At 72.4% G+C, this 24,659-nt stretch carries 21 protein-coding genes; 13 read left to right on the forward strand and 8 right to left on the reverse strand.

Features of this window, described 5'->3' with window-relative positions:
- Window positions 1-93: 93 nt before the first annotated feature.
- Entirely contained in the window at window positions 94-1,788 is a 1,695-nt protein-coding gene (locus ABT008_RS01750) for an FAD-dependent oxidoreductase (protein ID WP_350692762.1), read from the reverse strand.
- Between the two features lie 184 nt (window positions 1,789-1,972).
- Here ABT008_RS01750 and ABT008_RS01755 point away from each other — a divergent pair, with 184 nt between their 5' ends.
- A complete protein-coding gene (locus ABT008_RS01755; RefSeq protein ID WP_350692763.1) occupies window positions 1,973-3,085 on the forward strand; it encodes an LCP family protein in 1,113 nt (370 codons plus the stop codon).
- A gap of 77 nt (window positions 3,086-3,162) precedes the next feature.
- Here the strand turns inward: ABT008_RS01755 and ABT008_RS01760 are convergent, their stop codons facing one another.
- From ABT008_RS01760 to guaB, 3 genes are all read right to left on the reverse strand, one after another.
- Window positions 3,163-4,581 carry a M1 family metallopeptidase gene (locus ABT008_RS01760; protein WP_350692765.1) on the reverse strand — a complete coding sequence of 473 codons (1,419 nt, stop codon included), beginning with the start codon at window positions 4,579-4,581 and terminating at the stop codon, window positions 3,163-3,165.
- Window positions 4,582-4,748: 167 nt separating this feature from the next.
- Entirely contained in the window at window positions 4,749-5,867 is a 1,119-nt protein-coding gene (locus ABT008_RS01765) for a GuaB3 family IMP dehydrogenase-related protein (protein ID WP_350692766.1), read from the reverse strand.
- A gap of 36 nt (window positions 5,868-5,903) precedes the next feature.
- On the reverse strand, window positions 5,904-7,466 hold the full coding sequence (guaB, locus tag ABT008_RS01770; protein WP_350692768.1) for an IMP dehydrogenase: 1,563 nt from the start codon (window positions 7,464-7,466) through the stop codon (window positions 5,904-5,906).
- A gap of 221 nt (window positions 7,467-7,687) precedes the next feature.
- Here guaB and ABT008_RS01775 point away from each other — a divergent pair, with 221 nt between their 5' ends.
- Window positions 7,688-8,098, forward strand: coding sequence for a DUF5319 domain-containing protein (locus tag ABT008_RS01775; RefSeq protein ID WP_350692770.1), 411 nt, complete (start codon window positions 7,688-7,690; stop codon window positions 8,096-8,098).
- Between the two features lie 126 nt (window positions 8,099-8,224).
- Here the strand turns inward: ABT008_RS01775 and ABT008_RS01780 are convergent, their stop codons facing one another.
- Complete coding sequence (locus tag ABT008_RS01780) at window positions 8,225-9,022, reverse strand: helix-turn-helix transcriptional regulator (RefSeq protein WP_350692772.1); 798 nt, start codon at window positions 9,020-9,022, stop codon at window positions 8,225-8,227.
- A gap of 254 nt (window positions 9,023-9,276) precedes the next feature.
- On the opposite strand from ABT008_RS01780, the gene ABT008_RS01785 reads away from it, so the two are divergent.
- Window positions 9,277-9,660, forward strand: a complete 384-nt coding sequence (locus ABT008_RS01785) for a WhiB family transcriptional regulator (protein WP_350692774.1) — start codon at window positions 9,277-9,279, stop codon at window positions 9,658-9,660.
- A gap of 57 nt (window positions 9,661-9,717) precedes the next feature.
- Here the strand turns inward: ABT008_RS01785 and ABT008_RS01790 are convergent, their stop codons facing one another.
- The 3 genes from ABT008_RS01790 to groES all read right to left on the reverse strand — a co-directional run bounded on the left by ABT008_RS01790 (window position 9,718) and on the right by groES (window position 13,476).
- Window positions 9,718-11,331: a molybdopterin-dependent oxidoreductase gene (locus ABT008_RS01790; protein WP_350692775.1), complete on the reverse strand. Its 1,614-nt coding sequence runs from the start codon at window positions 11,329-11,331 to the stop codon at window positions 9,718-9,720.
- A 122-nt stretch (window positions 11,332-11,453) separates the two neighbouring features.
- Entirely contained in the window at window positions 11,454-13,097 is a 1,644-nt protein-coding gene (gene groL / locus ABT008_RS01795; RefSeq protein WP_350692777.1) for a chaperonin GroEL, read from the reverse strand.
- A 70-nt stretch (window positions 13,098-13,167) separates the two neighbouring features.
- Window positions 13,168-13,476, reverse strand: a complete 309-nt coding sequence (gene groES, locus ABT008_RS01800) for a co-chaperone GroES (protein WP_498070723.1) — start codon at window positions 13,474-13,476, stop codon at window positions 13,168-13,170.
- Window positions 13,477-13,862: 386 nt separating this feature from the next.
- On the opposite strand from groES, the gene ABT008_RS01805 reads away from it, so the two are divergent.
- The 10 genes from ABT008_RS01805 (at window position 13,863) to ABT008_RS01850 (ending at window position 24,648) form a co-directional block, all read left to right on the forward strand.
- A complete protein-coding gene (locus ABT008_RS01805; RefSeq protein ID WP_350692778.1) occupies window positions 13,863-14,663 on the forward strand; it encodes a helix-turn-helix domain-containing protein in 801 nt (266 codons plus the stop codon).
- Window positions 14,654-14,845 carry a DUF397 domain-containing protein gene (locus ABT008_RS01810; RefSeq protein WP_350692779.1) on the forward strand — a complete coding sequence of 64 codons (192 nt, stop codon included), beginning with the start codon at window positions 14,654-14,656 and terminating at the stop codon, window positions 14,843-14,845. The genes ABT008_RS01805 and ABT008_RS01810 overlap by 10 nt, the downstream gene beginning before the upstream one ends.
- 625 nt (window positions 14,846-15,470) lie before the next feature.
- Window positions 15,471-16,709: a THUMP-like domain-containing protein gene (locus ABT008_RS01815; RefSeq protein ID WP_350692781.1), complete on the forward strand. Its 1,239-nt coding sequence runs from the start codon at window positions 15,471-15,473 to the stop codon at window positions 16,707-16,709.
- 164 nt (window positions 16,710-16,873) lie between these two features.
- Complete coding sequence (gene ybaK / locus ABT008_RS01820) at window positions 16,874-17,353, forward strand: Cys-tRNA(Pro) deacylase (RefSeq protein WP_350692782.1); 480 nt, start codon at window positions 16,874-16,876, stop codon at window positions 17,351-17,353.
- A gap of 197 nt (window positions 17,354-17,550) precedes the next feature.
- Window positions 17,551-18,645 carry a sugar ABC transporter substrate-binding protein gene (locus ABT008_RS01825; RefSeq protein WP_350692784.1) on the forward strand — a complete coding sequence of 365 codons (1,095 nt, stop codon included), beginning with the start codon at window positions 17,551-17,553 and terminating at the stop codon, window positions 18,643-18,645.
- A gap of 102 nt (window positions 18,646-18,747) precedes the next feature.
- Entirely contained in the window at window positions 18,748-19,566 is an 819-nt protein-coding gene (locus tag ABT008_RS01830; RefSeq protein ID WP_350692786.1) for an ATP-binding cassette domain-containing protein, read from the forward strand.
- A 67-nt stretch (window positions 19,567-19,633) separates the two neighbouring features.
- Window positions 19,634-20,893, forward strand: a complete 1,260-nt coding sequence (locus ABT008_RS01835; protein WP_350692787.1) for a sugar ABC transporter permease — start codon at window positions 19,634-19,636, stop codon at window positions 20,891-20,893.
- A gap of 28 nt (window positions 20,894-20,921) precedes the next feature.
- On the forward strand, window positions 20,922-22,103 hold the full coding sequence (locus ABT008_RS01840; RefSeq protein WP_350692788.1) for an ROK family protein: 1,182 nt from the start codon (window positions 20,922-20,924) through the stop codon (window positions 22,101-22,103).
- 146 nt (window positions 22,104-22,249) lie between these two features.
- Window positions 22,250-22,987 (forward strand): DUF4142 domain-containing protein, encoded by a 738-nt coding sequence (locus ABT008_RS01845; RefSeq protein ID WP_350692790.1) that lies wholly within the window; start codon window positions 22,250-22,252, stop codon window positions 22,985-22,987.
- A 17-nt stretch (window positions 22,988-23,004) separates the two neighbouring features.
- On the forward strand, window positions 23,005-24,648 hold the full coding sequence (locus ABT008_RS01850) for a copper resistance CopC/CopD family protein (protein ID WP_350692792.1): 1,644 nt from the start codon (window positions 23,005-23,007) through the stop codon (window positions 24,646-24,648).
- The last annotated feature ends 11 nt before the right edge of the window (window positions 24,649-24,659 follow it).

Below are 24,659 nucleotides of genomic sequence, written 5' to 3' on the forward strand. Positions count from 1 at the left end.
GAAGCCTACCGACAGTCACCGGTCGGCCCGGCCGCGCCCTGCGTGGTCCCATCACCCGTCGCGTGACCGGCGCCGAGGCGGCCAGGAGCCGCCCTAGTCGGGCAGGGCACCCGGCGCGCCGGGCGGCACGGCCGGACGGTGCGGGCGGACCGCCGCGAGCCGGCGGTACGGCGCGCCGAGCGGTGGACGAGGGTCCGCCTCGCCCCGGTTGGGCCAGAGCGACGTCGCGCGTTCGGCCTGGGCGGTGATGGTCAGCGACGGGTTGACCCCGAGGTTGGCCGAGACGGCGGCACCGTCCAGCACGTGCAGCCCCGGATGGCCGAAGACCCGGTGGTACGGGTCGACCACCCCGTCGGCGGAGGACGCGCCGATCACCGCACCGCCCAGGATGTGCGCGGTCATCGGGATGTCGAACGGCTCGGTCAGCGCGCCGCCCGGCGTACCGTCGATCTCCTCCGCCAGCAGTCGGGCGGCCCGGTGACCGGCGGGGATCCAGGTCGGGTTCGGTGCGCCGTGACCGGGGCCGGAGACCAGCCGGCCACCGAACGGACCGCGCCGCCACCGGGTGGTCAGCGAGTTGTCCACCGACTGCATGACCAGCGCGATCACGGTGCGTTGCGACCAGCCGCGTACGGAGAGCATCCGCGCGGCCCGGACGGGATGCCGGACGATCTGCCCCAGCCAGCGGCGGACCCGGTGCGGCCCGCCCTCGACCAGCAGCGTCTGGAGCAGCCCCATGGCGTTCGCGCCCCGCCCGTACCGGACCGGCTCGACGTGGGTCTGCGGGTCGGGGTGGAACGAACTGGTGATCGCCACCCCCTCGGTGAGGTCGACCCCGCGCGCCCGGGCCTGCCGGCGGGACATCGAGGCGCCGAGGATCGCCTCCGAGTTGGTGCGGGTCAGCTCGCCGAGGCGGGGTGAGAGTCCGGGCAGCGCGCCGACCGCCCGCATCTCGTGCAGCAGCCGCTGGGTGCCCAGCGCACCGGCGGCGAAGACCACCTGGTCGGCCTCGATCACCTGCCGACGCCGCCGCAGCCAGGACCCGGTGCGTTCGGTGTGCACCCGGTAGCCGCCCTCGACCGGCCGGACCGCGGTCACCGTGGTCAGCGGGTGCACCTCGGCACCGAGCCGCTCGGCCAACCAGAGATAGTTCTTGACCAGCGTGTTCTTCGCGCCGTGCCGGCAGCCGGTCATACAGGCGCCGCAGTGCGTACAGCCGGTGCGGGTGGGACCGGCACCACCGAAGTACGGGTCGGCGACCGACTCACCGGGCCGCCCGATGTGCACGCCGACCGGGGTGGCGTGCACGGTGTGCCCCACCCCCATCCGCCCGGCCACCCGCCGCATCACCCGGTCCGCCGGGGTCACCAGCGGGTACGCGGTCACCCCGAGCATCCGCTTCGCCTGGGCGTAGTGCGGGGCCAGTTCGGTGCGCCAGTCCGTGACGTCCCGCCACTGGGGATCGTCGTAGAACGCGTCCAGCGGCTCGTAGAGCGTGTTGGCGTAGACCAACGACCCGCCGCCGACACCGGCTCCGGACAGCACCAGCACTCCGCCGCCGACTCGCCGGTCGGCGGCGCGCAGCAGGGTGAGACGTTGCAGGCCGAAGCAGCCCAGCCGGGGCGCCCAGAGGAACCGGCGCAGCCGCCACGAGGTCCGGGGGAACTCGTCGTCGGCGAACCGCCGGCCGGCCTCCAGCACACCGACGGTGTAGCCCTTCTCGGCCAGCCGCAGCGCGGCGACGCTGCCGCCGAAGCCGGACCCGATCACGACCACGTCGTACCGCATGCAGGCATCATTACTCGTGAGTAGATCTCGCGCCAGGCGCGGTTTTCGCGCCATCATGCAGCGCACCCGACCGCCGTGGGCCCGACGCGTGCCACGACGCCGTCCCGGACGCCTGCGGACCGGTCGCCAGGCAGTCCCGGTCCGCCGCGCGGCGGCGGCCCGGCATCGCAGGAGGAGGCGGGGGATGGCGCTCGGAGGAGACCGTAGACGGCTGACACTGGCGGTGGCCGGCCTGGTCACAGTCGCGGTGGTGGCCGTCGGCGCGGTGGCGGTGGCCCGGACGGTCCGCGACGACCGCGCGCCGGCCGCCGCGCCCACCGGCGTCGCCACCTCGCCGACCGCGTCGCCCAGCCCCGTCCCGAGCACGCCACCGCCCGGCGCCGACATCACCGGCCCGCTCAACCTGCTACTGGTCGGCATCGACACCCGGGTCAGCGTGCCCGGCTGGCAGCCGAACGCCGACGCCGTCCTGGTGCTGCACGTGCCGGCGGGGCTGTCCCGGGGGTACCTCTTCTCGCTCCCCCGCGACCTGCTGGTGGACATCCCGGCGTTCCCCGCCGCCGACTACCGGGGCGGGCGGACCAAACTCACCCACGCGATGAGCAACGGCAGCCGGGTCCCGGGCCGACCGAACAAGCCCGACCCGGCCCAGGGGTACGAGTTGCTGCGCCGCACCGTCAGCGAGTACACCGGGCTACGCATCGACGCGGGCGCGGTGCTCACCTTCGGCGGCTTCGACAAGCTGGTGGACAGCCTCGGCGGGGTGGACATCCGGGTCGACCAGCGGGTCGTGTCCCGGCACCGCCAGCCGGACGGCAAGCACCGCCGGCCCGGCCCGGGCGTCGGCGGCTACGTCGGGCCGAGGATGGTCTACGAGCCGGGCGACCGGCACCTCACCGGCTGGCAGGCAGTGGACTACGCGCGCCAGCGCTACCTGCCCGGCGGCGACTACACCCGGCAGCGCCACCAGCAGCAACTCGTCCGGGCGCTGATCGGCGGCATCCTCGCCGACGACCTGGCCCGGCAACCACAGCGCGTCGAGCAGGTGGTCGCCGCGCTCGGTGACGCCATGGTCTATGTCGGCGGGCGGCGGATCGTGGAGTTCGCGTACGCGCTCAGCACGCTGTCACCGCAGACGCTCACGCTGGTCGGCCTGCCCGGGGCGTCGGTCGGCCGGGGCGGCGCGTACCGGGGCGAGGAACTGACCACCGTCGGTCGCCGGTTCCTGACCGCGCTGCGCGCCGGACGGGCGGACGCGTACCTCGCCGAGCACCCGAAGCTCACCGTGCCGCAGTGAGCGGCGCTCGGCGCTTGCGGCCTGTCGCCTGTCGCATTGCCGCCCGGCAGGCAGGGCGGCCGGGGCAGGCCGGGCGGTCAGGGCAGGCCGGGTGGGGTGGTGCCGGTGAGCCAGGTGTCGAAGAAGGTGCCCAGCGACCGCTTGGAGACCCGCTCGGCCAGGGCGACGAAGTCACTGGTGGTGGCGGTGCCGTCCCGGCGTTCCGTGGTCCAGGAGCGCAGGATCTCGAAGAAGGCGTCGTCGCCCACGGTACGGCGCAACGCGTGCACCACCAGCGCCCCGCGCTTGTAGACGGCGGTGCTGAACATCTGGCCCGGACCGGGGTCGAGGGTGGGCCGCGACCAGTCGGTGTCGGCGTACTGGAGCTCGAAGCTGCGCTGGGCGGTACGTCCACCGTCGTGTTCCGCCCACAGCCACTCGGCGTAGCTGGCGAAGCCCTCGTTGAGCCAGATGTCGCCCCAGCGGGCCAGCGCCACGCTGTTGCCGAACCACTGGTGGGCCAGCTCGTGCGCGACCACCGCGTAGTTCGGTTCACCGTCGCGGAAGAAGCCCGGCCCGTAGACCGGCCGGGACTGCGTCTCCAGCGCGTACCCGATGCGGCTGTCGTCGACCACTACCCCGCCGTACGCCTCGAACGGGTACGGCCCGAAGCGACCGGCCAGGAAGTCGGCGATCTCGCCGGTGCGCGCCAGTGACCGGGCCTGCGGACCGGAGGCGGGCATCCCGGTCGGCACGGCGGTCACCAGCGGCTTGCCGCCATGGGTGCCGGTCTCGACCCGGTAGTCACCGATCACCAGCGTGGTCAGGTAACTCGCCATCGGCGACCGCTCCGCCCACCGCCAGGTGGTCCAGCCGTCGGCGCTGGTCCGCTCCCCCGGCACGCCGTTGCTCAACGCGGCGAGGCCGTCCGGGACGGTCACCTCGATGTCGTACGTGGCCTTGTCGGAGGGGTGGTCGTTGACCGGGAACCAGGTCGACGCCGAGCGGGGCTGACCGAGCGCGATCGCGCCGTCGTCGGTGTGCTGGAAGCCGCCACTGCCCAACACGTTGTCGGCGATCGGCTGCGGCACGCCGGCGTACGTCACGTCGACCGTGAACCGGCTGCCCTCGGGCAGTCCCCGTCGCGGGGTGACGGTCAGCTCACCGTCGGCGTGCCGATGCTGCGCCGGTGCGCCGTCCACGGTGACCGTGTCGACCGACAGCCCGGCCAGGTCCAGGTTGAAGCGGGACAGCCCGTGGGTCGCGGTCGCCCGGACCTCGGCCCGGCCGGTGAGCCGGTCGTCGGCCGGGTCGTAGCGCACCACCAACCGGTAGTGGTCCACGTCGTACCCGCCGTTGCCGCTGCCCGGCACGTACGGGTCGGCCAGGTCGACGCTGCCCGCCCGGAACCCGTCCCGGTCCGCGGGTTCGCGGTCACCGGTGCAGCTCACCAGCCCCACAGCGGCCACCACGGCCACCACGCCAGCCCGCCACCGCCGCACCGAACCCCTGCTCATCCGCCAGAGCCTACCGCCGCCTACGTGATCGATCATGGAGTTGTGGCGGTGGCGAACCGTGCGAAATCAGCACAGGTCACGTGCCACAACTCCATGATCGACGCAGCTTGGGCGCGCGGCGGGGGCCGCGGGGCGACGGGACGGCGGGTGCGCGGCGGGAGGGAGCGTCAGCGGTCGAGGACCAGGCCGACGCGCTGGAACTCCTTGAGGTCGCGGTAGCCGCACTTGGCCATGGCCCGGCGCAGGCCGCCGAAGAGGTTGAGCTGGCCGTCGGGCTCGTCGGCGGGGCCGAACAGCAGCCGCTCCATCGAGCCCAGCGGCTCACCGGCCACCTCGAACGCACCCCGGGGCAGCGACGGGTGGCTGGCCGCCGAGTGCCACCAGGCCCCACCGGCCGGCGCTTCGGCGCAGAGCGACAGCGGCTCGCCGAGCATCACCGCGTCCGCACCGCAGCCGAGCGCCTTGGCGATGTCACCGGAGGTACGGATGTCGCCGTCGGCGATCAGGTGCACGTACCGGCCACCGGTCTCGTCCAGGTAGTCCCGGCGGGCCGCAGCGGCGTCGGCGATCGCGGTGGCCATCGGCACCCGGATGCCGAGCACCGACTCGGTGGTGGACCACTCGTCCCCGCCGATGCCGACGATCACGCCCGCCGCACCGGTCCGCATCAGGTGCAGCGCGGTCTTGTAGTCGGTGCATCCGCCGACGATGACCGGCAGGTCCAGGTCGGCGATGAACTCCTTGAGGTTGAGCGGTTCGTCGGTGGTCGAGACGTGCTCGGCCGAGACGATCGTGCCCTGGATGACCAGGAGGTCGACGCCCGCGTCGAGGATGACCGGGGCCAGCGCCAGGGTGTGCTGGGGGGACACCCGGACGGCCACGGTGCTGCCGCCCTCCCGCAGCTCGCGGACCCGCTCGGTGATCAGGTCGGGCCGGATCGGCTCGGCGTAGACCTCCTGGAGGCGCTTCGTGGCGCGGGCGTCCTCGCCCAGGTCGGCCAGCTCCTCCAGCACCTTGGTCGGGTTCTCGTACCGCGTCCACAGCCCCTCGACGTTGAGCACGCCGAGGCCGCCCAGCTCGCCGAGCCGGACCGCCGAGGCCGGGCTCATCGTCGCGTCGGAGGGGTGCCCGACACAGGGGATGCCGAACTGGTACGCGTCGAGCTGCCAACCGGTGGAGACGTCGTCGACGTCCCGGGTGCGGCGGCTCGGCACGATCGCGATGTCGTCCAGGTGGTAGCCGCGCTGCGCGGTCTTGCCCAGCCCGATCTCGACCACGTCACGCATGGGGACTCCAGATGTCTTCGGGGGTGGAGGGGGGTGTCAGCGGGTGTGGTAGTTGGGGGCCTCGACGGTCATCTGGATGTCGTGCGGGTGGCTCTCCTTGAGCCCGGCCGCCGTGATCCGGATGAGCTGACCGCGCTCGTGCAGCTCGACGATGCTCTCCGCGCCCGCGTACCCCATCGCCAGCCGCAGGCCGCCGACGAGCTGGTGAGCCACCCGGGCGAGCGGCCCACGGTACGGCACCTGGCCCTCGACGCCCTCCGGGACCAGCTTCTCGTCGCTGGTCACGTCCTGCTGGAAGTAACGGTCCTTGGAGTACGACTTGGCCTGGCCCCGGGACTGCATGGCACCGAGCGAACCCATCCCGCGGTACGCCTTGAACTGCTTGCCGTTCACGAAGATCAGCTCACCCGGGCTCTCCTCGCAGCCGGCCAGCAGGCTGCCGAGCATCACCGTGTCGGCACCGGAGACCAGCGCCTTGGCGATGTCGCCCGAGTACTGGATGCCGCCGTCGCCGATCACCGGCACACCGGCCGGGCGGGCCGCCCGGGCGGCCTCCATGATCGCCGTGATCTGCGGCACGCCGACGCCGGCCACGATCCGGGTGGTGCAGATGGCACCCGGGCCGACACCCACCTTGACGCCGTCGGCACCGGCGTCGACCAGGGCCTTCGCACCGGCGTAGGTCGCCACGTTGCCGCCGACGATGTCGATCGCGACGTCCTTCTTGAGCCGGCTGACCATCTCCAGCACGGCGCGCTGGTGCCCGTGCGCGGTGTCCACGATGATCACGTCGACCCCGGCGTCGACGAGCGCGCGGGCCCGCTTGTACGAGTCCTCGCCCACGCCGATCGCGGCGGCCACCCGCAGCCGGCCCGCGTCGTCCTTGGTGGCGCTCGGGTACTGCTCGCTCTTGGTGAAGTCCTTGACGGTGATCAGCCCGCGCAGCTTGCCGGAGCCGTCGACGATCGGCAGCTTCTCCACCTTGTGCTGGCGCAGCAGGTCGAGCGCGTCCTCCTTGCTCACCCCGACCGACGCGGTGACCAGCGGCGCGCGGGTCATGATGTCGCGCACCGGGGTGGCCGGGTCGGAGACGAAGCGCATGTCGCGGTTGGTGACGATGCCCACGAGCTGGCCCTGCCCGTCCACCACCGGCACACCGGAGATGCGGTAGCGCCCGCAGAGCTGGTCCACCTCGCGCAGCGTGTCGTCCGGGCTGGCGGTCACCGGGTTGGTGATCATGCCGGACTCGGAGCGCTTGACCAGGTCGACCTGGAGCGCCTGGTCCTCGACCGAGAGGTTGCGGTGCAGCACGCCGATGCCGCCCTGGCGGGCCATGGCGATCGCCATCCGCGCCTCGGTGACGGTGTCCATCGCGCTGGAGAGCAGCGGGATGGAGAGCGTGACGTTACGGGTCAGCCGAGTGACCGTGTTCACCCGGCTCGGCACCACGTCCGACTCGCCGGGCTGGAGCAACACGTCGTCGAAGGTCAGCCCCAGCGGCACCACCCGGGCGGAGCCGGCCGGCAGCTCGGGCAGATGGCCGCCCAGCTCGCCACCCTCGGCGCCAGCGAAAAGGTCGGAACGAGGCGAATTCTCCACGATTGCTCTCCTGAGCTGGTCGAACGGGGCTTCAGCGAGGTGGCACGGGTGGGCACCGGCGAACGCCGGGCGAGGGTGCGTCAGCCCCATCGTACCCAGTGGCCGGGGCCACACCCGCGTCCGGCGGTCCGCGCGGCGGGGTGGCGACGACCTCAGTGGGGTACGTCGGCTTGCGCGAAGGGGGACAGGCGTCCGACGTGCCTTGGGTCTACGGTGAGGGGGTGCACGACGAGCCCATCGACCCGTTCACCGGCGATCCGACCGACCCGTCGGCCGATCTGGACGGCCCCGGTCGCGACGCCCCGCTCGACCCGCTGACCGACGTCGAACGCCAGGACGTGCTGGAAGACCTCGCCGATCTGGAGATCTACCAGGCGCTGTTGGCGCCGATCGGCGTACGCGGGCTCGTCATCGAGTGTGAGGACTGCCGGGAGCCGCACTACTTCGACTGGGACCTGCTTCGGGGCAACCTGCGTCACCTGCTCAGCTCGGGCCGTCCCCGGGTGCACGAGCCGGCCTACGACCCCGACCCGGACCACTACGTCACCTGGGACTACGCCCGGGGGTACGCCGACGGCGTGCACGACACCCTCAGCGAGGGCACCGAGGACGACTCCACCGGCCGGGAGTGAGCCCCGCCGCCTCACGCGGCCGGCGCTGCCCGCTGCCAGGCCGTAGCCGCCGTCCGATGGCCGGTAAGGAGGGGGCCCTTCCTATACACCAGGCGTTAGCAGGGGGCCCCTGCTAACCAGTCGGTGTCAGGCGACCAGGCCAGCCCGGAATCCGGCGGCCACCGCATGTGCCCGGTCCCGGGCGCCCAGCTTGCGGAACAGCCGCCGAGCGTGGGTCTTCACGGTGTCCTCGGAGACGAACAGCTCGCGGCCGATCTCGGCATTGCTCTTGCCCTCGGCCATGCCGAGCAGCACCTGGAGTTCCCGTTCGGTGAGGCCGACGGTGGACCGGTCGGCCCGCGCCGGAGCGGCCTTGCCGGTCTCGGCGGCGTCCGGCTCGGCCGGGTCGTCGCCCCGCTGCACCGGCACCATCGCCGGGCCACCGGCGGCGTCACCGCCCGGCCAGGCCGACGCGGCCTCGCCGGTGGTGGGCCGGGTGCCGGGGGCCGGGCGGCCGGAGCCACCGACGGCGGCGGTGTCCCGTGCCGGGTCGGCGATCCGGGGCCGGTTGGCCCGACCGGAGGCGGCCAGCAGCAGCAGCGCCTTGGCGACCGCGCTGGTGAGATCGTGGTCGACGCCCTGGATCAGGCCGCGCGCACCGGCGCTGATGGTCGCCGCCGCCGCCTCGGACTCCTCCGCGCCGAGCAGCAGCACGCTGGCCTGCGGCGCGCGGGCCAGGACCCGGCGGACGAAGCCGGCGCTGTCGGGGCGGGTGATGGCGGTGTCGGCGAGCACCACGTCGGCGGGGCGCTCGGCGAGCCGCAGCATCACCTCCGGATCGGAGACCGCCGTCCGGACCGCACCCGACAGTCCCAACCGCGCTGCCGCGGAGGTCAGGTGCTGCGCCGCGAGCGGCGTCCGAACGCACACGAGAACCGTACGCACTGTGATCTCCTCTCCGCACACGAGCAGACCATGACCGGGTGGGGTCGGGAGGAGGTTCCCGGCAACTCTTCCAACTTTTCCGACAGATAGGGCATATGCCCCAATCTGCCAAAGGTTTTGGATCACACACGTGTGAGCCGAGAGGGCGCTGGGTACCGAGGGGCTCAGGCCGGGAACGGTGCGCCTGCGCGGCCCGCCGCCCGGACAGCCGGCCACGAAGTATCTCGCGGTGCCGCGCGAGAGGAGGGGTGCAGATGTCGAACGTACGTAGACTGCCCGGACCCATCATCGACCTGTGGGACTGGCAGCGGCTCGGCTCCTGCCGTGGCCGCGACAGCGCCCAGTTCTTCCACCCCGACGGCGAGCGCGGATCCTCCCGGCTCCGGCGCGAGTCCTCCGCCAAGAACGTCTGCCGCGCCTGCCCGGTCCGGGCCGAGTGCGCCGCACACGCGCTGGCGGTGCGGGAGCCGTACGGCGTCTGGGGTGGGTTCAGCGAGTCGGAGCGCCTGCGCCTGCTCGCGGTCGGCTGGGAGGACCTCGCCGACCGTCGGCAGAGCCGGGTGGACGTCAACCGGCTGGAGGCCCGGCTGGGCAGCTCCCACAAGTCGACCCTGCCGCCCCAACGCAACGTCGCCTGACCGAACGCCCCCGACGCCGCGCTCCCGCCCCCCGGAAGCGCGGCGTCGGTCTGTGCGTCACTCGACCGTCAGGGTGACCGAGTGCCAGCCGGTCGCGCCGTCCGGTGCCACGGCCTGCCGTTGCCCGGTCTGCGTCTCGCCGGTGCTGTCCGTCGCCCTGACCTGGAGCGTGTGCTCGCCGGGCGTCGCCTCCCACCGCCAGGACCACTGCACCCAGGTGTCCACCGAGGCCGTCGGCGCCAACTCCGCCTCCTGCCACGGCCCGCCGTCGACGCGTACCTCGACCCGGCGTACGCCCCGGTGCTGCGCCCACGCCACCCCGGCCACGGTGACCGGGCCGGGGGCAGGACGGTTACGCGGGCGGGGCGTGTCGATCCGCGACTGCGTCTTCACCGGCCCCTCGGCCGACCAGCCCCGGGGCACCCAGTACGCGTCGAAGTCGGCAAAGCTGGTCAGCTCCAGCTCGGTGATCCACTTGCACGCCGACACGTAGCCGTAGAGGCCGGGCACCACCATCCGGGCGGGGAATCCGTGCGCCACCGGCAGCGGCTCGCCGTTCATGCCGACGGCGAGCAATGCGTCCCGCCCGTCCCGCAGCACCGCCGTCGGGGTGCCGCAGGTCCAGCCGTCCACCGAGCGCCCGACCACCTGGTCCGCGCCGTCGAGCGGCTGCACCTCGTCGAGCAGCTCCCGGATCGGTACGCCGAGCCACCGCGCGTTGCCGATCAGGTCGTCACCGACCTCGTTGGAGACGCAGGCCAGCGTGACGTACCGCTCCACCATCGGCCGGGCCAGCAGGTCCGCGAAGCTCAGCGTCACCGGGTTGCGCACCCGGCCGTGGATGCGCAGCCGCCACGTCTCCGGATCCACCTGCGGCACCACCAGCGCGGTGTCGATGCGATAGAAACGCCGGTTCTCGGTGACGAAGGGCGTCAGGCCCGGCACCTGAAGGTCGACACCGGCGGGCAGCGGCGGCGCGGCGGAGACCGGGGCGGGCAGCCTGATCGCCGCCCGCGCGTCGGCGACGCCGCGTCGACCGGCCCACCATCGCCCGGCCGCACCGCCGACCACGGCCACCCCGAGCACCCCGCCGACACCGGTCAGGAACCGCCGCCGTGACTCCGGATCGGTCCGCTGCTGCGATCCCGCCCCGTCCGGCGCGGTCGGACGCTGCGGTCCCACCCCATCCGGCCCGGGTGGACGCTGCTCCGTCGGCGGGGACCAGGGCCACGGGTCGAGTTCCAGCGGACCGGCGACGAACGCCCAGAGCGTCACGCCGCCGACCAGCGCGCCGACCAGTGACGGCAGCGCGTCCAGGCCGTCCGCGCCGGCCCGGGTCAGCGCCGCACCGGCACCCAGTGCGGCGAACGCCGCGATACCGGCCAGGCCGACCACCAGACGGCGGACGGCCAGCACGCCCAGCAGGGCGGCGAAGGCGGCCAGCAGCACCGCCGTCCCGACCAGCAGGGCGATCTTGTCGTACGTGCCGAAGACCGCGATGCCGAACCGCTTCACCGGCTCGGGGGCGGCGTCCACGACCAGCCCACCGACCGCCACCAGCGGGGCGGAACGAGGGCCGGTCAGCACCGCCACCACTTCGGCGGCACCGATGGCCGCCGCTGCGGCGGCGACACCGGCCAGGGCGGCGTACCGGGGTGTCGTACTGCTCACCGGTCCAGTGTTTCCGACCGTACGCCCGACCGGTAGTCACCTCGACCCGGCGTGACCGGGCCGGAACACACGCGGGGCGCACCGTCGTCGACGATGCGCCCCGCGTCCACGTACTCCTCGGGTCAGAAACCCGGGCCGTGCTGGTGGCCGTGCCCGTGGCCGTGGCCGTGACCACCGGCGGCGGGCTCCGCCTCCTTCGGCTTGTCCACCACGAGGCTCTCGGTGGTGAGCAGCAGACCGGCGATCGACGCGGCGTTGGTGACCGCGTTACGGGTCACCTTGACCGGGTCGATGATGCCCGCCTTGGCCAGGTCGACGTACTCGCCGACGGCGGCGTCGAGGCCGGTGCCCCACTCGGCGGCGACGACCTTCTGCACCACCACGTAACCGTCGTGGCCGGCGTTCTGGGCGATCCAGCGCAGCGGCTCGACCAGCGCCTTGCGCACGATCGAGACGCCGACCTTCTCGTCACCGGTGAAGCCCAGGTCGTCGTCGAGCACCGGCAGGATCTGGGCCAGGGCGGCACCGCCACCGGGGACCGTACCCTCCTCGACCGCGGCCTTGGTCGCGGCGATGGCGTCCTCGATGCGGTGCTTGCGCTCCTTCATCTCGACCTCGGTGGCCGCGCCGACCTTGACCACCGCGATGCCGCCGGAGAGCTTGGCCAGCCGCTCGGCGAGCTTCTCCCGGTCCCACTCGGAGTCCGACGCCTCGATCTCCTTGCGGATCTGCGCGACCCGGTCGGTGACCTCGGTGCCCTGCCCGCCACCGTCGACGATCGTGGTGTTCTCCTTGTCGACCACGATGCGCCGGGCGGTGCCCAGCACCTCCAGGCCGACCTGGTCGAGCTTGTAGCCCAGCTCCGGCGCGACCAGCTCGGCGCCGGTCAGGATCGCCATGTCCTGGAGCATCGCCTTGCGGCGGTCACCGAAGCCGGGGGCCTTGACCGCGCAGACCTTGAGGGTCTTGCGGATCGCGTTCACCACCAGGGTGGACAGGGCCTGACCCTCGACGTCCTCGGCGACGATCAGCAGCGGCTTGTTGTTCTGGAGAACCTTCTCCAGCAGCGGCAGCAGCTCCTCGATCGCCGAGATCTTCTGCGTGGTGATCAGGATGTACGCGTCCTCCAGGACGGACTCCTGCGACTCCGCGTCGGTGACGAAGTTCGGCGAGATGAAGCCCTTGTCGAACTGGAGACCCTCGGTCACGTCCAGCTCGGTGTGCAGGGCGGAGCCCTCCTCGACGGTGATCACGCCGTCGCGGCCGACCCGCTCCATCGCCTCGGCGATCAGCTCACCGATGGTGGAGTCCTGCGCGGAGACCGTCGCGACGTGCGCCACGGCCTTCTTGTCGGCGACCTCGACGGCCTTGCCGAGCAGCGCCTCGGAGACCTTCGCGGAGGCCGCGTCGATGCCCCGCTTGAGGCCGGCCGGGTTGGCACCCGCGGTGACGTTGCGCAGACCCTCGCGGACCATGGCCTGGGCCAGCACGGTCGCGGTGGTGGTCCCGTCGCCGGCGACGTCGTTGGTCTTGGTCGCCACCTCCTTGACCAGCTGCGCGCCGAGGTTCTCGTACGGGTTGGTGAGCTCGATCTCCTTGGCGATGGTCACACCATCGTTGGTGATCGTCGGCGCACCGAATTTCTTGTCCAGGACGACGTTGCGCCCGCGCGGCCCGAGGGTGACCTTGACCGCGTCCGCGAGCGCGTTGACACCGTGCTCCAGCAGGTGCCGGGCGTCGTCCGAGAAGCTCAGGATCTTCGCCATGAATGTCCCTTCGACGCGAGGTTGCCCCGGCCCGGCGAGCCGGACCGGGGCAACGTCACTGATCGGTTGGTTACTTCTCGATGACCGCGAGGACGTCGCGGGCGGAGAGCACCAGGTACTCCTCGCCGGCGTACTTGACCTCGGTGCCGCCGTACTTCGAGTAGAGAACGGTGTCGCCGACGGAGACGTCGATCGGCACGCGGTTGCCCTTGTCGTCGATCCGGCCCGGGCCGACAGCGAGGACGGTGCCCTCCTGCGGCTTCTCCTTGGCGGTGTCGGGGATCACGATGCCCGAGGCGGTGGTGGTCTCGGCCTCGTTCGCCTGGACCACGATGCGGTCCTCGAGCGGCTTGATCGCAACCTTGGTCGCGGTAGTCACGGGCATACCCTCCTGGGGTACTTGGTTTCGTTACCGGTCGGCATGCCGACCGGCGTCAATTGCCACATGCCACCGGGCGGGGCCGTCGTCGCGGGTGCCGGTCCGCCTGGCGTTCAACCCCCGGACACCAGGGCCCGGACGTTGGCACCCTCAGGGTGAGAGTGCTAATCGCAGGTTATTCCTCGGCTAGCACTCCGTCAAGGAGAGTGCCAACCCACCACCTCGTGTCGCCACTCTTTCCCCACTCTTGCGCCACTATCTCGCCACTCTCCTGCCGCTCTTGCGCCAGCGTTCGCCACGGTCGACCGCAACACGCCGACACTCGCTTCCCCACCGAACGACCGACCCTTACTCTCCGGCGCGACTACGTGACGGAGGGCAGACAGATGGCGGATGTGCCAACCCTGGGTTTCCTGCGCGACCAACTGCGCCGGGCCCGCAAGCTGCGCGGGCTCAGCCAGGAGGAACTGGGCAAGATGGTCAACTACGCTCCGTCGTCGATCAGCGCGATGGAGACCGGGCAAAACCAGCTCAGCGCCGACTACCTGGCCCGGTTCGACAAGGTGCTGGAAACCGGCGGCCTCTTTGTCGGGATGCTGGAGTTGATCCGGTTGCACGCCGAGCCGGACTGGTTCCGACCGTGGGGCGAGATCGAGCGGGAGGCCGTCGCGCTGCGCTGGTACGACCCGGCGGTGGTGCCGGGCCTGCTCCAGACCGAGGCGTACGCACGGGCGATGCTCCGGGCCGAACCGCCGCTGACCGACGAGCAGATCGAGAAGCGGGTGCTGGCCCGGATGGCGCGGCAGGAGGTACTCGCCCGCGAGGAGCCGCCGCACCTCGTCGCGGTGCTCGACGAGCAGGTGCTGCGCCGACAGGTCGGCGAGCCCGCGACCATGCGCGAGCAGTTGGCGCACCTGTGTGGCCTCGCCGACCGCCCGCACGTCCAGGTGCGGATCATCCCGGCCGCGACGCCGTGGTACGGCGGACTTGCCGGGCCGTTCGTGCTGGCCCGGCTCGCCGACGGCACCGAGGTGGCCCACCTGGACAACCAACTCCGGGGGCACACCGTGGACAGCCCTAACGAGCTTGCCAGCCTCGGACGGCGTTGGGAGACTGTGGCCGGTGAGGCGCTGCCGCGCCGGCAGTCCGCCCGCCTGATCGAGGAAGTGGCGAACTCATGGACCTGACCCGCGCCGCCTGGCGCAAGTCCTCCCGCAGCAATCAGAACGGCGGCGCCTGCGTCGAGGTAGCCGACAACCTGCCCGGCGTGGTCGCCGTACGCGACAGCAAGGACCCGACCGGCCCGGCGCTCACCTTCACCCCGGCCGCCTGGCACGCCTTCGTCACCACCCACCACCCCACCCGCTGACCACCCCCACGCCCGGGCGCTGACGCTGGCGCCGACCACCCACAGCACCCGCCGCCGTAACTGACGCTGGCGCTGCCACCCCGCACCCGCCGCCGTAGTCGACGCTTCACCACCCGCGACGCGCCCCGCCACCGCCGCCCCGCCACCTCGTGGCCCCGTTGCTCGCCGCCGCCCCGCTGTCCCCTCGCCCCGCTGTCCCATCGCCCCGCCGTCCCGTCGCCCGCCGTCCCGCCGTCCCGTCGCCCGTCGCCCGTCGCCCGTCGCCCGTCGCCCGTCGCCCGTCGCCCGTCGCCCGTCGATCATGGAGTTGTGGTCGACGAAACGCCCGATCCAGGGCATTGCCCGAGCCACAACCCCATGATCGGCAGGGCGACGGTGCGGGCTGCCGCATGATCGACGGGTGGACGGGATGCCGCGAACGGCGTCAAGGTCACGCTCGATCCAGGATCGAGTGGCATCCCGGCGACCGCGAGACCACTCGATCCTGGATCGAGCACGATCATGAGCCGGACAGCGCCGGGCGGGGGCGGGCGGGGGCGGTCGGGGACAGCGGGGCGGGAGCGGTCAGGGGCAGTGGCGGGGGGCGGTCGGGGCGGGGACGGGTGGCGGCCCGGACAATGGGCGGGTGGATCTGGAGCAGTTCGCCGTGTTGCGTACCGACGAGGGGTCGGCTGCGCTCGACGCGGCGGGGCGGGTGGCCGGCGGCGACCCGCTGCACGCGGCGGCCACGCTCCGCGCGGCCGGGGTGCCGGCCGGATTGGCGGCGGCGGCACTGACCCAGGCGGAGTTGCGCCGCCGCGCCACCGGCAAGTTCGGGCCGGAGGCGAGCGGCATGTTCTTCACCCGGCCCGGTCTGGAGCAGGCCACCCGGCGGGTCGTCGCGGATCGCCGGGCGCGCCGCCTGCGGGCGGCCGGGGTGGGCACCCTGGCGGACCTGGGCTGCGGGTTGGGCGCCGATGCGCTGGCCGCCGCCCGCGCCGGCATCCGGGTGTACGCGGTGGAGGCCGACCCGCTCACCGCCGCGCTCGCCGAGGCGAACGCCCACGCCGCCGGGGTGGCCGACCTCGTCACCGTCGAGTGTGGCGACGCGACCGCGTTCGACGTGACCCGGGTCGACGCGGTCTTCTGTGATCCGGCGCGTCGTCGGGCCGGCACCGGTCGCCGGATCTTCGACCCGAACGCGTACTCGCCGCCCTGGGACTTCGTCGTCGGACTCGCCGAACGGGTGCCGCGCACGGTGGTGAAGGTGGCGCCGGGGATCGACCACGCCCTGATCCCGGGCGGCGCCGAGGCCGAGTGGGTCGGTGTCGACGGCGACCTGGTGGAGGCGGCCCTCTGGTGCGGCCCGCTCGCCGAGCACCCGCGCCGCGCGACTGTGTGCAAGGAGGGGTCCCCTACTAACGCCTCGTGTATAGCAGGGGTCCCCTCCTTACACCCCGGCGCAAGCGTGCATCAGCTCGTCGGGGCGGGGACGGCGCAGGCGCCGGTCGGGCCGGTACGCAGGTTCGTCTACGACCCGGACTCGGCGGTGGTGCGGGCGCACCTGGTCGCCGAGCTGGCCGAAGACCTGGACGCCACGCTGGCCGACCCGAGCATCGCCTACCTCTACGCCGACCGGGCCACCCCCACCCCGTACGCCCGGTGCCTGGAGGTGACCGACGTGCTGGCGTTCTCGCTCAAGCGGCTGCGGGCGCTGCTGCGGGAGCGTCGGGTCGGCCGGGTGGAGATCCTCAAGCGGGGCTCCGCGCTGGAACCGGAGCGGCTCCGGCGGGACCTGCGGCTGGCCGGTGACCAGCCGGCCAGCCTGGTGCTGACCCGGGTCGCCGACGCCCCGACGGTGCTGGTCTGCCAGCCGGTGCCCTGATCCGCCGGATCACCACACGGCGAGCACCGACCGCCAGCACCTCGGTGAAGTAGCCGGCCAACACCCGGTCGTAGAACAGCTCGACGGCGGCCCGCACCGCGCCGGCCCGGCCACACCGGACCGCCGCTGGCCCAGCGGACGATCGACGGACTAGGTTGGCGGGCATGGCGGGACGGGGTACGCCGGCGATCGCGCTGCTGGCGAAGCGGAGGATCACGCACCGCACCCACCCGTACGACGTCCCGGCGGACGCCGCCAACTACGGCGCGCTGGTCGCCGCGGCGCTCGCGGTCGCGCCGGAGCGGGTCTTCAAGACCCTGGTCACCGAGGTCGACGGCGCGCTGACCGTGGCGGTGGTGCCGGTCACCGGCGAGTTGGACCTCAAGGCCCTCGCCGCCGCCGTGGGCGGCAAGCGGGCGGCGCTGGCCGACCGCGCGGTGGCCCAGCGTGCCACCGGGTACGTGCGGGGCGGCATCAGCCCGCTCGGCCAACGCAAGCGGCTGCCCACGGTGCTCGACGAGTCCGCCCTGACCCACCCCACCGTGTACGTGTCGGCCGGTCGCCGGGGTCTCCAGGTGGAATTGGCGCCCACGGATCTCGTGGCGCTCACCGAGGCCCGCACCGCCGCGTTGACCACCGGCTGACCGCACTCCACCTGCGCACTCACCCACCGTCGTCCGGTCCCGTACCGGGCGGGTGTCCTCGGCGTTGCTGAATTGTTACCGCCGACAACAAACTCATCGCCATCACACTCTTGTGCTGGCGGGTGGGGCGCAATACGTTGCCGGACACAACAAAACAAACACCGCACCTCTCCCCCACCCTCGAAAGGACCCTGCACATGCGCAAGGGCTTCCTCGCCGTCGGCGCCGTGGGTCTCCTGACCCTCGGCAGCATGACGGCCTGCGGCGACGACTCCGGCGGCAACCAGGCCGGTTCCGACAAGACCCCGAAGATCGGGGTGATCCTGCCGGACAGCAAGTCCTCGGTCCGGTGGGAGAGCGCGGACCGTAAGTTCCTGGAGGCGGCGTTCAAGGCCGCCGGCGTTCAGTACGACATCCAGAACGCCCAGGGTGACAAGAACGCGTTCCAGACCATCGCCGACCAGATGATCACCAGCGGCGTCACCGCGCTGATGATCGTCAACCTGGACTCCGGCACCGGCAAGGCCGTGCTCGACAAGGCCAAGTCGCAGGGCGTCGCCACGATCGACTACGACCGCCTCACCCTCGGCGGCTCGGCGGAGTACTACGTCAGCTTCGACAACGAGGCCGTCGGCAAGCTCCAGGGCGAGGGCCTCGTCAAGTGCCTCACCGACGCCAAGGTGGAGAAGCCGGCGATCGCATACCTGAACGGCTCGCCGACCGACAACAACGCGACCCTGTTCAAGAACGGGTACGACTCGGTCCTCAAGCCGAAGTTCGACTCGGGCGAGTACACCCAGGCCGCCGACGACTCGGTGCCGGACTGGGACAACGCGCAGGCCGCCACCATCTTCGAGCAGCAGCTCACCAAGGCCAGCGGCAAGATCGACGGCGTGCTGAGCGCCAACGACGGCCTGGGCAACGCCGCCATCTCGGTGCTCAAGAAGAACAACCTCAACGGCAAGGTCCCGGTGACCGGCCAGGACGCCGACCCGCAGGGTCTGCAGAACATCCTCGCCGGTGACCAGTGCATGACCGTCTACAAGGCGGTCAAGCAGGAGGCGGACGCCGCCGCCGAGCTGGCCATCGCGCTGGCCAAGGGCGAGCGCAAGGAGACCGGCCAGACGGTCAAGGACCCGGAGAGCGGCCGCGACGTGCCCAGCGTCCTGCTCACCCCGAAGGCGATCTTCAAGGAGAACGTCAAGGACGTCATCGCCGACGGCTACGTGACCAAGGAAGAGGTCTGCACCGCCGACTTCGTCAAGCTCTGCACCGAAGCGGGCATCAGCTGACCCACCCGCCTAGGCGGCGCCGCCCGGCACGGCAACCCCGTGCCGGGCGGCGCGACGCCGCTGGACGGGCCCCGATCTCCCTCCGTGTCTAAGGAGACCCCCGTGTCCGCGACCCCACTGCTGGAGCTACGCGGGATCGACAAGAGCTTCGGTCCCGTCCAGGTCCTGCGCGACGTCGCCTTCGCCGCCTACCCGGGCGAGGTGACCGCGCTCGTCGGCGACAACGGCGCCGGCAAGTCGACCCTGGTCAAGTGCATCAGCGGCATCCATCCCACCGACTCCGGCGAGTTCGTCTTCGACGGCCGTCCGGTGCACATCAACAGCCCCCGGGACGCCGCCTCGCTCGGCATCGAGGTCGTCTATCAGGACCTCGCGCTCTGCGACAACCTCGACATCGTGCAGAACATGTTCCTCGGGCGCGAGAAGCGCAGCGGCATCGTGCTGGACGAGCCGACCATGGAGCAGATGGCGGCGGAGACCCTGGCCGGGCTCTCCGTACGCACCGTCAAGTCGCTGCGCCAGCACGTCTCCAGCCTCTCCGGCGGCCAGCGCCAGACGGTGGCGATCGCCAAGGCGGTGCTCTGGAACAGCAAGCTGGTGATCCTGGACGAGCCGACCGCCGCGCTCGGCGTCGCGCAGACCGCCCAGGTGCTCGAACTGGTCCGCCGGCTGGCCGACAACGGTCTGGCCGTGGTGCTCATCTCGCACAACATGAACGACGTCTTCGCCGTCTCCGACCGGATCGCCGCGCTCTATCTCGGCCAGATGGTCGCCCAGGTGAGGACCACCGACATCACGCACTCGCAGGTGGTCGAGCTGATCACCGCAGGCCGTTCCGGCGGGCTCGGGCTCGCCACCGAACCGGCCACCAACGGCAACGGTGGAGCACCCGCCAGCAGCACTCCGGGAGGGCTGGCATGAGCGAGCCTCGGCGAGCGAATCATCAACTCCGGGCCGATGCCGGCCCGCAGCGCAGCGGAGGGTCGGCATGAGTTCCACCGCCGTCAAGCAGGACGGGCCGGCCGCCGTGGCGCCGGCACCCACCGTCGGCAGTCACGTACGCGGCTACTGGCGTCGGGTGCGCGGCGGCGACATCGGCGCGCTGCCCGCCGTCGCCGGGCTGCTCGTGCTCTGCACGATCTTCTCGATCATGCGTCCGAGCTTCCTCACCGCAGGCAACTTCGCCAACCTGTTCACCCAGGGCGCGGCGGTCACGTTGATCGCCATGGGCCTGGTCTTCGTCCTGCTGTTGGGCGAGATCGACCTGTCCGCCGGTTTCGCCAGCGGCGTCTGCGCGGCGGTGCTGGCCAACGTGGTGACCGTCCTCGGGTACCCCTGGTACGTGGCGGTGCTCGCGGCCGTGCTCACCGGCCTGGTCATCGGCACCACGCTGGGCTTCCTGGTCGCCAAGGTCGGCATTCCGTCGTTCGTGGTCACCCTCGCCGGCTTCCTCGCCTTCCAGGGCGTGGTGCTGCTGCTGATGGAAGAGGGCCGGAACATCTCGGTCCGTGATTCGGTCCTGGTGGCGATCGCCAACCGCAACCTGCCGCCGGCGCTCGGCTGGGCCCTGACCGCGCTCGCGGTCGCCGGCTTCGCCGCGGTGCAGTTGCTGCGGTACCGCAAGCGCGCGGCACGAGGCCTGCTCAACGACCCGCTGGCCATGGTGCTGGGCCGGATCGGCATCCTGGCCGTGGTCCTCGGCGTCGCCGTCTACGTGCTCAACCTGGAGCGCAGCCGCAACGTGCTGATCAGCTCGCTCAAGGGTGTGCCGATCGTGGTGCCGATCATCGCGATCCTGCTCGTGGTCTGGACGTTCGTGCTCCAGCGCACCAGCTACGGCCGGCACATCTATGCGGTCGGCGGCAACAAGGAGGCTGCGCGCCGCGCCGGCATCAACGTGGACCGGATCCGCATCTCGGTCTTCGTGATCTGCTCCACGATGGCGGCGATCGGTGGCATCGTGGCAGCGAGCCGGGCCAACTCTGTCGACCCGAACACCGGTGGTAGCAACGTCCTGCTGTACGCGGTGGGCGCGGCGGTGATCGGTGGTACCAGCCTCTTCGGCGGCAAGGGACGGGTCCTGGACGCGGTCCTCGGCGGCGCCGTGGTGGCGGTGATCGACAATGGCATGGGGCTGATGGGCTACAGCTCGGGCGTGAAGTACGTGGTCACCGGCGTGGTGCTGCTGCTCGCGGCGAGTGTCGACGCGTTGTCGCGACGACGAGCCTCGGCCACCGGCAACCGCTGATCCGCTGTACCGAAGGTAGTAACGCCCGATGCGCGTAGGACCCAGCCAGGACGAGATCCGCCGGCAGAATCTCGGTGCCCTGCTGCGCTACGTGCACCTGCACGGCGCCACCACGCGTGCCGAGCTGACGAACACGCTGGGCTTGAACCGGAGCACCATCGGCGCGCTCACCGCCGACCTCGCCGCGGCCGGCCTGGTGAGCGAGGGTGCGCCGAGGGAGACCGGCCGGGCCGGACGACCGTCGCTGGTCGTCCGGCCCGAGTCGGACCGGGTCTTCGCGTACGCGTACAGCATCGAGGTGGACCGGCTGCGGGCCGCGCGGGTCGGTCTGGGCGGTGCGGTGCTCGACCGCTGGGAACTGGACCGACCGCGCGGGTTGACCGCGACGGAGGCCGCCCCGCTGCTGGCCGGGGCGGTCAAGGAGATGCGGCACGGGTTGCCGCAGGGCGCGGTCTGCGTCGGGGCCGGGGTGGCGGTCTGCGGCATGGTGCGCCGCGACGACGGGCTGGTCCGGCTCGGCCCTACCACCGGGTGGGTGGACGAGCCGATCGGCACCACCCTCGGCAGCGAACTCGGCGTCGACGTCCCGGTCACCGTCGGGAACGTCGCCGACGTGGCGGCCTTCGCCGAACACGCCCGAGGCGTGGCGGCCGGCTGCGACAACGTCATCTATCTCTACGGCGACGTCGGCGTGGGTGCGGGGATCATCGCCGGTGGCCGCCGCCTGACCGGGCACGGCGGTTACAGCGGCGAGGTCGGGCACATGGTGGTCACCCGCGACGGGGTGCGCTGCGAGTGCGGCAACCGGGGCTGCTGGGAGACCGAGATCGGCGAGCACGCGCTGCTGCGGGCCGCCGGACGCTCCGACGCCCGGGGCCGGGAGGCGATGCTCGCGGTCTTCGACGCCGCCGACCGTGGCGACGCCCGGGCCCAGACCGCGGTACGCCAGGCTGGCGACTGGCTGGGTTTCGGCGTCGCCAACCTGGTCAACATCTTCAACCCGGAGATGGTCATCTTCGGCGGCACCATGCGTGACCTCTATCTGGCCGCCGCCGCCCAGGTACGCAGTCGACTCAACTCGAACGGCCTGCCCGCCTGCCTGGAGCACGTCCGCCTGCGGACCCCGAAGCTCGGCGAGGACGCCCCGCTGGTCGGTGCCGCCGAACTCGCTTTCGACCGGCTGCTGGCCGACCCGCTCGACGTCGGCTGATCCGGCCGGACATGACCGTGAACCGGTTTCGGAACCGGTGAACTGATCGGCCACTCATTCCGTACCACTGTGCGGACGAGCGGCCGGCGGGGTGCGGCCGCCCGTCACGTAGTCGACCGGTTCTCGTCCGAGGAGGCGCCGCAGACATGGCACCGCTGGATTCCGTTCGTCGCCGGCAGGGCACCCGGTCCCGTCGCCTGGCGGTGCTGCTCACCACGATCGCCGCCGCTCTCGTCTGGCAGCCCGGTGCCGCCGTGGCCGCGCCCGTCGGTCAGCAGCTCGCCGCCGCCGACCAGGCCCTGCTCGACGGGGTGCGCCTGGCCGGGCTCTGGGAGATGCCGGCCGGGCAGATGGCCGCCGAGAAGGGCCAGTCGGCGGTGGTCCGCGAGGTCGGTGCGGAGATCGCCCGACAGCACGAGGAGCTGGACCGCCTCACCGTGGAGGCCGCCAACAAGCTCGGCGCGACCATCCCGACCGTGCCGTCCGCACAGCAGCAGCAGTGGCTGACGGAGATGAAGAACGCCACCGGCGCCCAGTTCGACCAGATCTTCGTCACCCGGCTCCGGGTCGCCCACGGCTCGATCCTCCCGGTCGTCACCGCGGTCCGGGGCAGCACCCGCAACGACGTGATCCGGGACCTGGCCAACGCCACCAACAAGTACGTCAGCGACCACATGCTGATGCTGGAGAGCACCGGCCTGGTGCGGTACGCCGAACTGCCGCCCGCCGTGCTGCCCGCACCCGGCGAAGACGGACTGATCGCCGCCGCGCAGGCCAACACCGCACCGCCGATGGGCATCAGCAACACCCTGATCTGGGCGATCTTCCTCGCCGCCCTCGGCACCGGCGGCTTCCTCAGCTATCGGCTGTTGCGCCGCAGGTAACCAGCCGACCCGCACCGATGGCTCCCCGTACCCGGGCCCTCGCCCTGCTCGGGCTGGTCCTGGCCACCCTGTGCGCCGCCCTGGGTCCCGCCGGCCCAGCGGCGGCGCACGCCGTCGTGGTGAGCACCACCCCGCAGCGCGACGAGGTGCTTCCGTACGCGCCGCGCGAGGTCCTGATCACCTTCAGCGAGTCGGTCGCACCGGTGTCCGGCCGGGTGCAGGTGCTCGCGCCGGACGGCAAGCGGATCAACATCGGTGACCCGGAGGTCCGTGACCGGACCCTGCGGATCATGCTGCGCGCCTCCGACCGGCCGCTCGGCACGTACCTGGTCAGCTACCGCGTCATCTCCGCCGACAGCCACCCGGTCGCCGGCAGCTTCACCTTCGCCGCCGGAGCGCCGTCGGTGGCCCCGCCGCTGCCGGCCGTGGCGGAGTCGGAGTCACCGGCCGGGGTCCTGGTGCCTGCCGCCAAGTTCCTCGGCTACCTCGGTCTGCTGCTGGCGGTCGGTCCGCCGCTGCTCGCGGCGGCCCTCTGGCCACCCCGACGATCTCGGCGGAGTGCGACGGTGACGGCGCTGGTCGGGCTCGGCCTGGTCGCGGTGGCCACCGTCGGCACCTGGGTCGGGCAGGCCGCCCAGGTGGTCGGCGCGCCGGTCGGGCAGCTCTCCCCCGCCGACCTGCGTGCCGTCGCCGACACCGACATCGGCCTGGTGTTGGCCGCACGCCCGGCACTGGTCTGCGTCGCCGCGGCGCTGCTGCCGGCGGTCACCCGGGGTACCGCCGGACGTGCCCGGACCGGGGCGCTGGCCGCAGTGGGGGTGGCCGGAGCGGTCACCTGGCCGCTCGCCGGGCATCCGGTCGCCGCACCCGTGCCGCCGGTGAGCATCGTGCTGACCACCGTGCACGTCGTCGGGGTCGCCGTCTGGCTGGGTGGGCTGCTCACCCTCACCGTGTTCCTGCTCCGGGGCACCCACGAGCGGGTCCTCGCCCGCATCCTGCCGGCCTGGTCGAGGTGGGCCACGCTGGCCGTGGCCTGGCTGGTCACCGCCGGGGTGCTCCAGGCCGCGATCGAACTCGGTCGGCCGTCGGCGCTGCTCGGCACCGCGTACGGTCGTCTGCTCTGCGCCAAGGCCGCACTGCTCGCGGCCGTGCTGGCGATCGCGGCCTGGCAGCGACGCCTGATCCGGCGGCGGGTCGCCGCCGGACGCCCCCGCTGGGTCGCCCGCGCGGCCGGCGTCGAACTCGCGGTGACCGCGCTGGTCCTGGCGCTGACGGCGGTGCTGGTGCAGACGCCGCCGGGGCGCACCGACGGCGCGACGGCCGACGGGGTCACCCGGGACGGCGTCGCGCAGTCGCTCAGCACCAGCATCTTCGTGGTGCAGTTCGACATCTACCCGGCGGCGCCGAACACGGCGAACAGCCTGCACGCGTACGTCTACACGCCCGAAGGCAAGGAGCTGCCGGTGGCGGAGTGGAGCCTCACCGCCGCCCTGCCGGAGGCGGGTGTCGAGCCGATCGCGATCGACGTGGTCAGCCTGGAACCGCACCACGGCAGCGCCGAGATCCAGTTCCCGCTGGCCGGCGAGTGGACGCTGCGGATCAGCGCGCGGACCAGCGACATCGACCGGGCCACCGCGACCACCACGGTGACCATCCGCTGACCGTGGTGGCT

The organism is Micromonospora sp. NPDC002389 (genome assembly GCF_040296095.1).
Lineage (GTDB): Bacteria > Actinomycetota > Actinomycetes > Mycobacteriales > Micromonosporaceae > Micromonospora.

What these genes read in the sequence shown, in the direction of transcription:
- ABT008_RS01840 (WP_350692788.1), top strand. Translation starts at nt 20,922, where the DNA reads ATGCGCGTAGGACCCAGCCAGGACGAGATCCGCCGGCAGAATCTCGGT.
- ABT008_RS01850 (WP_350692792.1), top strand. Translation starts at nt 23,005, where the DNA reads ATGGCTCCCCGTACCCGGGCCCTCGCCCTGCTCGGGCTGGTCCTGGCC.
- ABT008_RS01845 (WP_350692790.1), top strand. Translation starts at nt 22,250, where the DNA reads ATGGCACCGCTGGATTCCGTTCGTCGCCGGCAGGGCACCCGGTCCCGT.
- ABT008_RS01805 (WP_350692778.1), top strand. Translation starts at nt 13,863, where the DNA reads ATGGCGGATGTGCCAACCCTGGGTTTCCTGCGCGACCAACTGCGCCGG.
- ABT008_RS01765 (WP_350692766.1), bottom strand. Translation starts at nt 5,867, where the DNA reads ATGCGTGACGTGGTCGAGATCGGGCTGGGCAAGACCGCGCAGCGCGGC.
- ABT008_RS01750 (WP_350692762.1), bottom strand. Translation starts at nt 1,788, where the DNA reads ATGCGGTACGACGTGGTCGTGATCGGGTCCGGCTTCGGCGGCAGCGTC.
- ABT008_RS01825 (WP_350692784.1), top strand. Translation starts at nt 17,551, where the DNA reads ATGCGCAAGGGCTTCCTCGCCGTCGGCGCCGTGGGTCTCCTGACCCTC.
- ABT008_RS01835 (WP_350692787.1), top strand. Translation starts at nt 19,634, where the DNA reads ATGAGTTCCACCGCCGTCAAGCAGGACGGGCCGGCCGCCGTGGCGCCG.
- groL (WP_350692777.1), bottom strand. Translation starts at nt 13,097, where the DNA reads ATGGCGAAGATCCTGAGCTTCTCGGACGACGCCCGGCACCTGCTGGAG.
- ABT008_RS01785 (WP_350692774.1), top strand. Translation starts at nt 9,277, where the DNA reads ATGTCGAACGTACGTAGACTGCCCGGACCCATCATCGACCTGTGGGAC.
- ABT008_RS01760 (WP_350692765.1), bottom strand. Translation starts at nt 4,581, where the DNA reads ATGAGCAGGGGTTCGGTGCGGCGGTGGCGGGCTGGCGTGGTGGCCGTG.
- ABT008_RS01755 (WP_350692763.1), top strand. Translation starts at nt 1,973, where the DNA reads ATGGCGCTCGGAGGAGACCGTAGACGGCTGACACTGGCGGTGGCCGGC.
- ybaK (WP_350692782.1), top strand. Translation starts at nt 16,874, where the DNA reads ATGGCGGGACGGGGTACGCCGGCGATCGCGCTGCTGGCGAAGCGGAGG.
- ABT008_RS01810 (WP_350692779.1), top strand. Translation starts at nt 14,654, where the DNA reads ATGGACCTGACCCGCGCCGCCTGGCGCAAGTCCTCCCGCAGCAATCAG.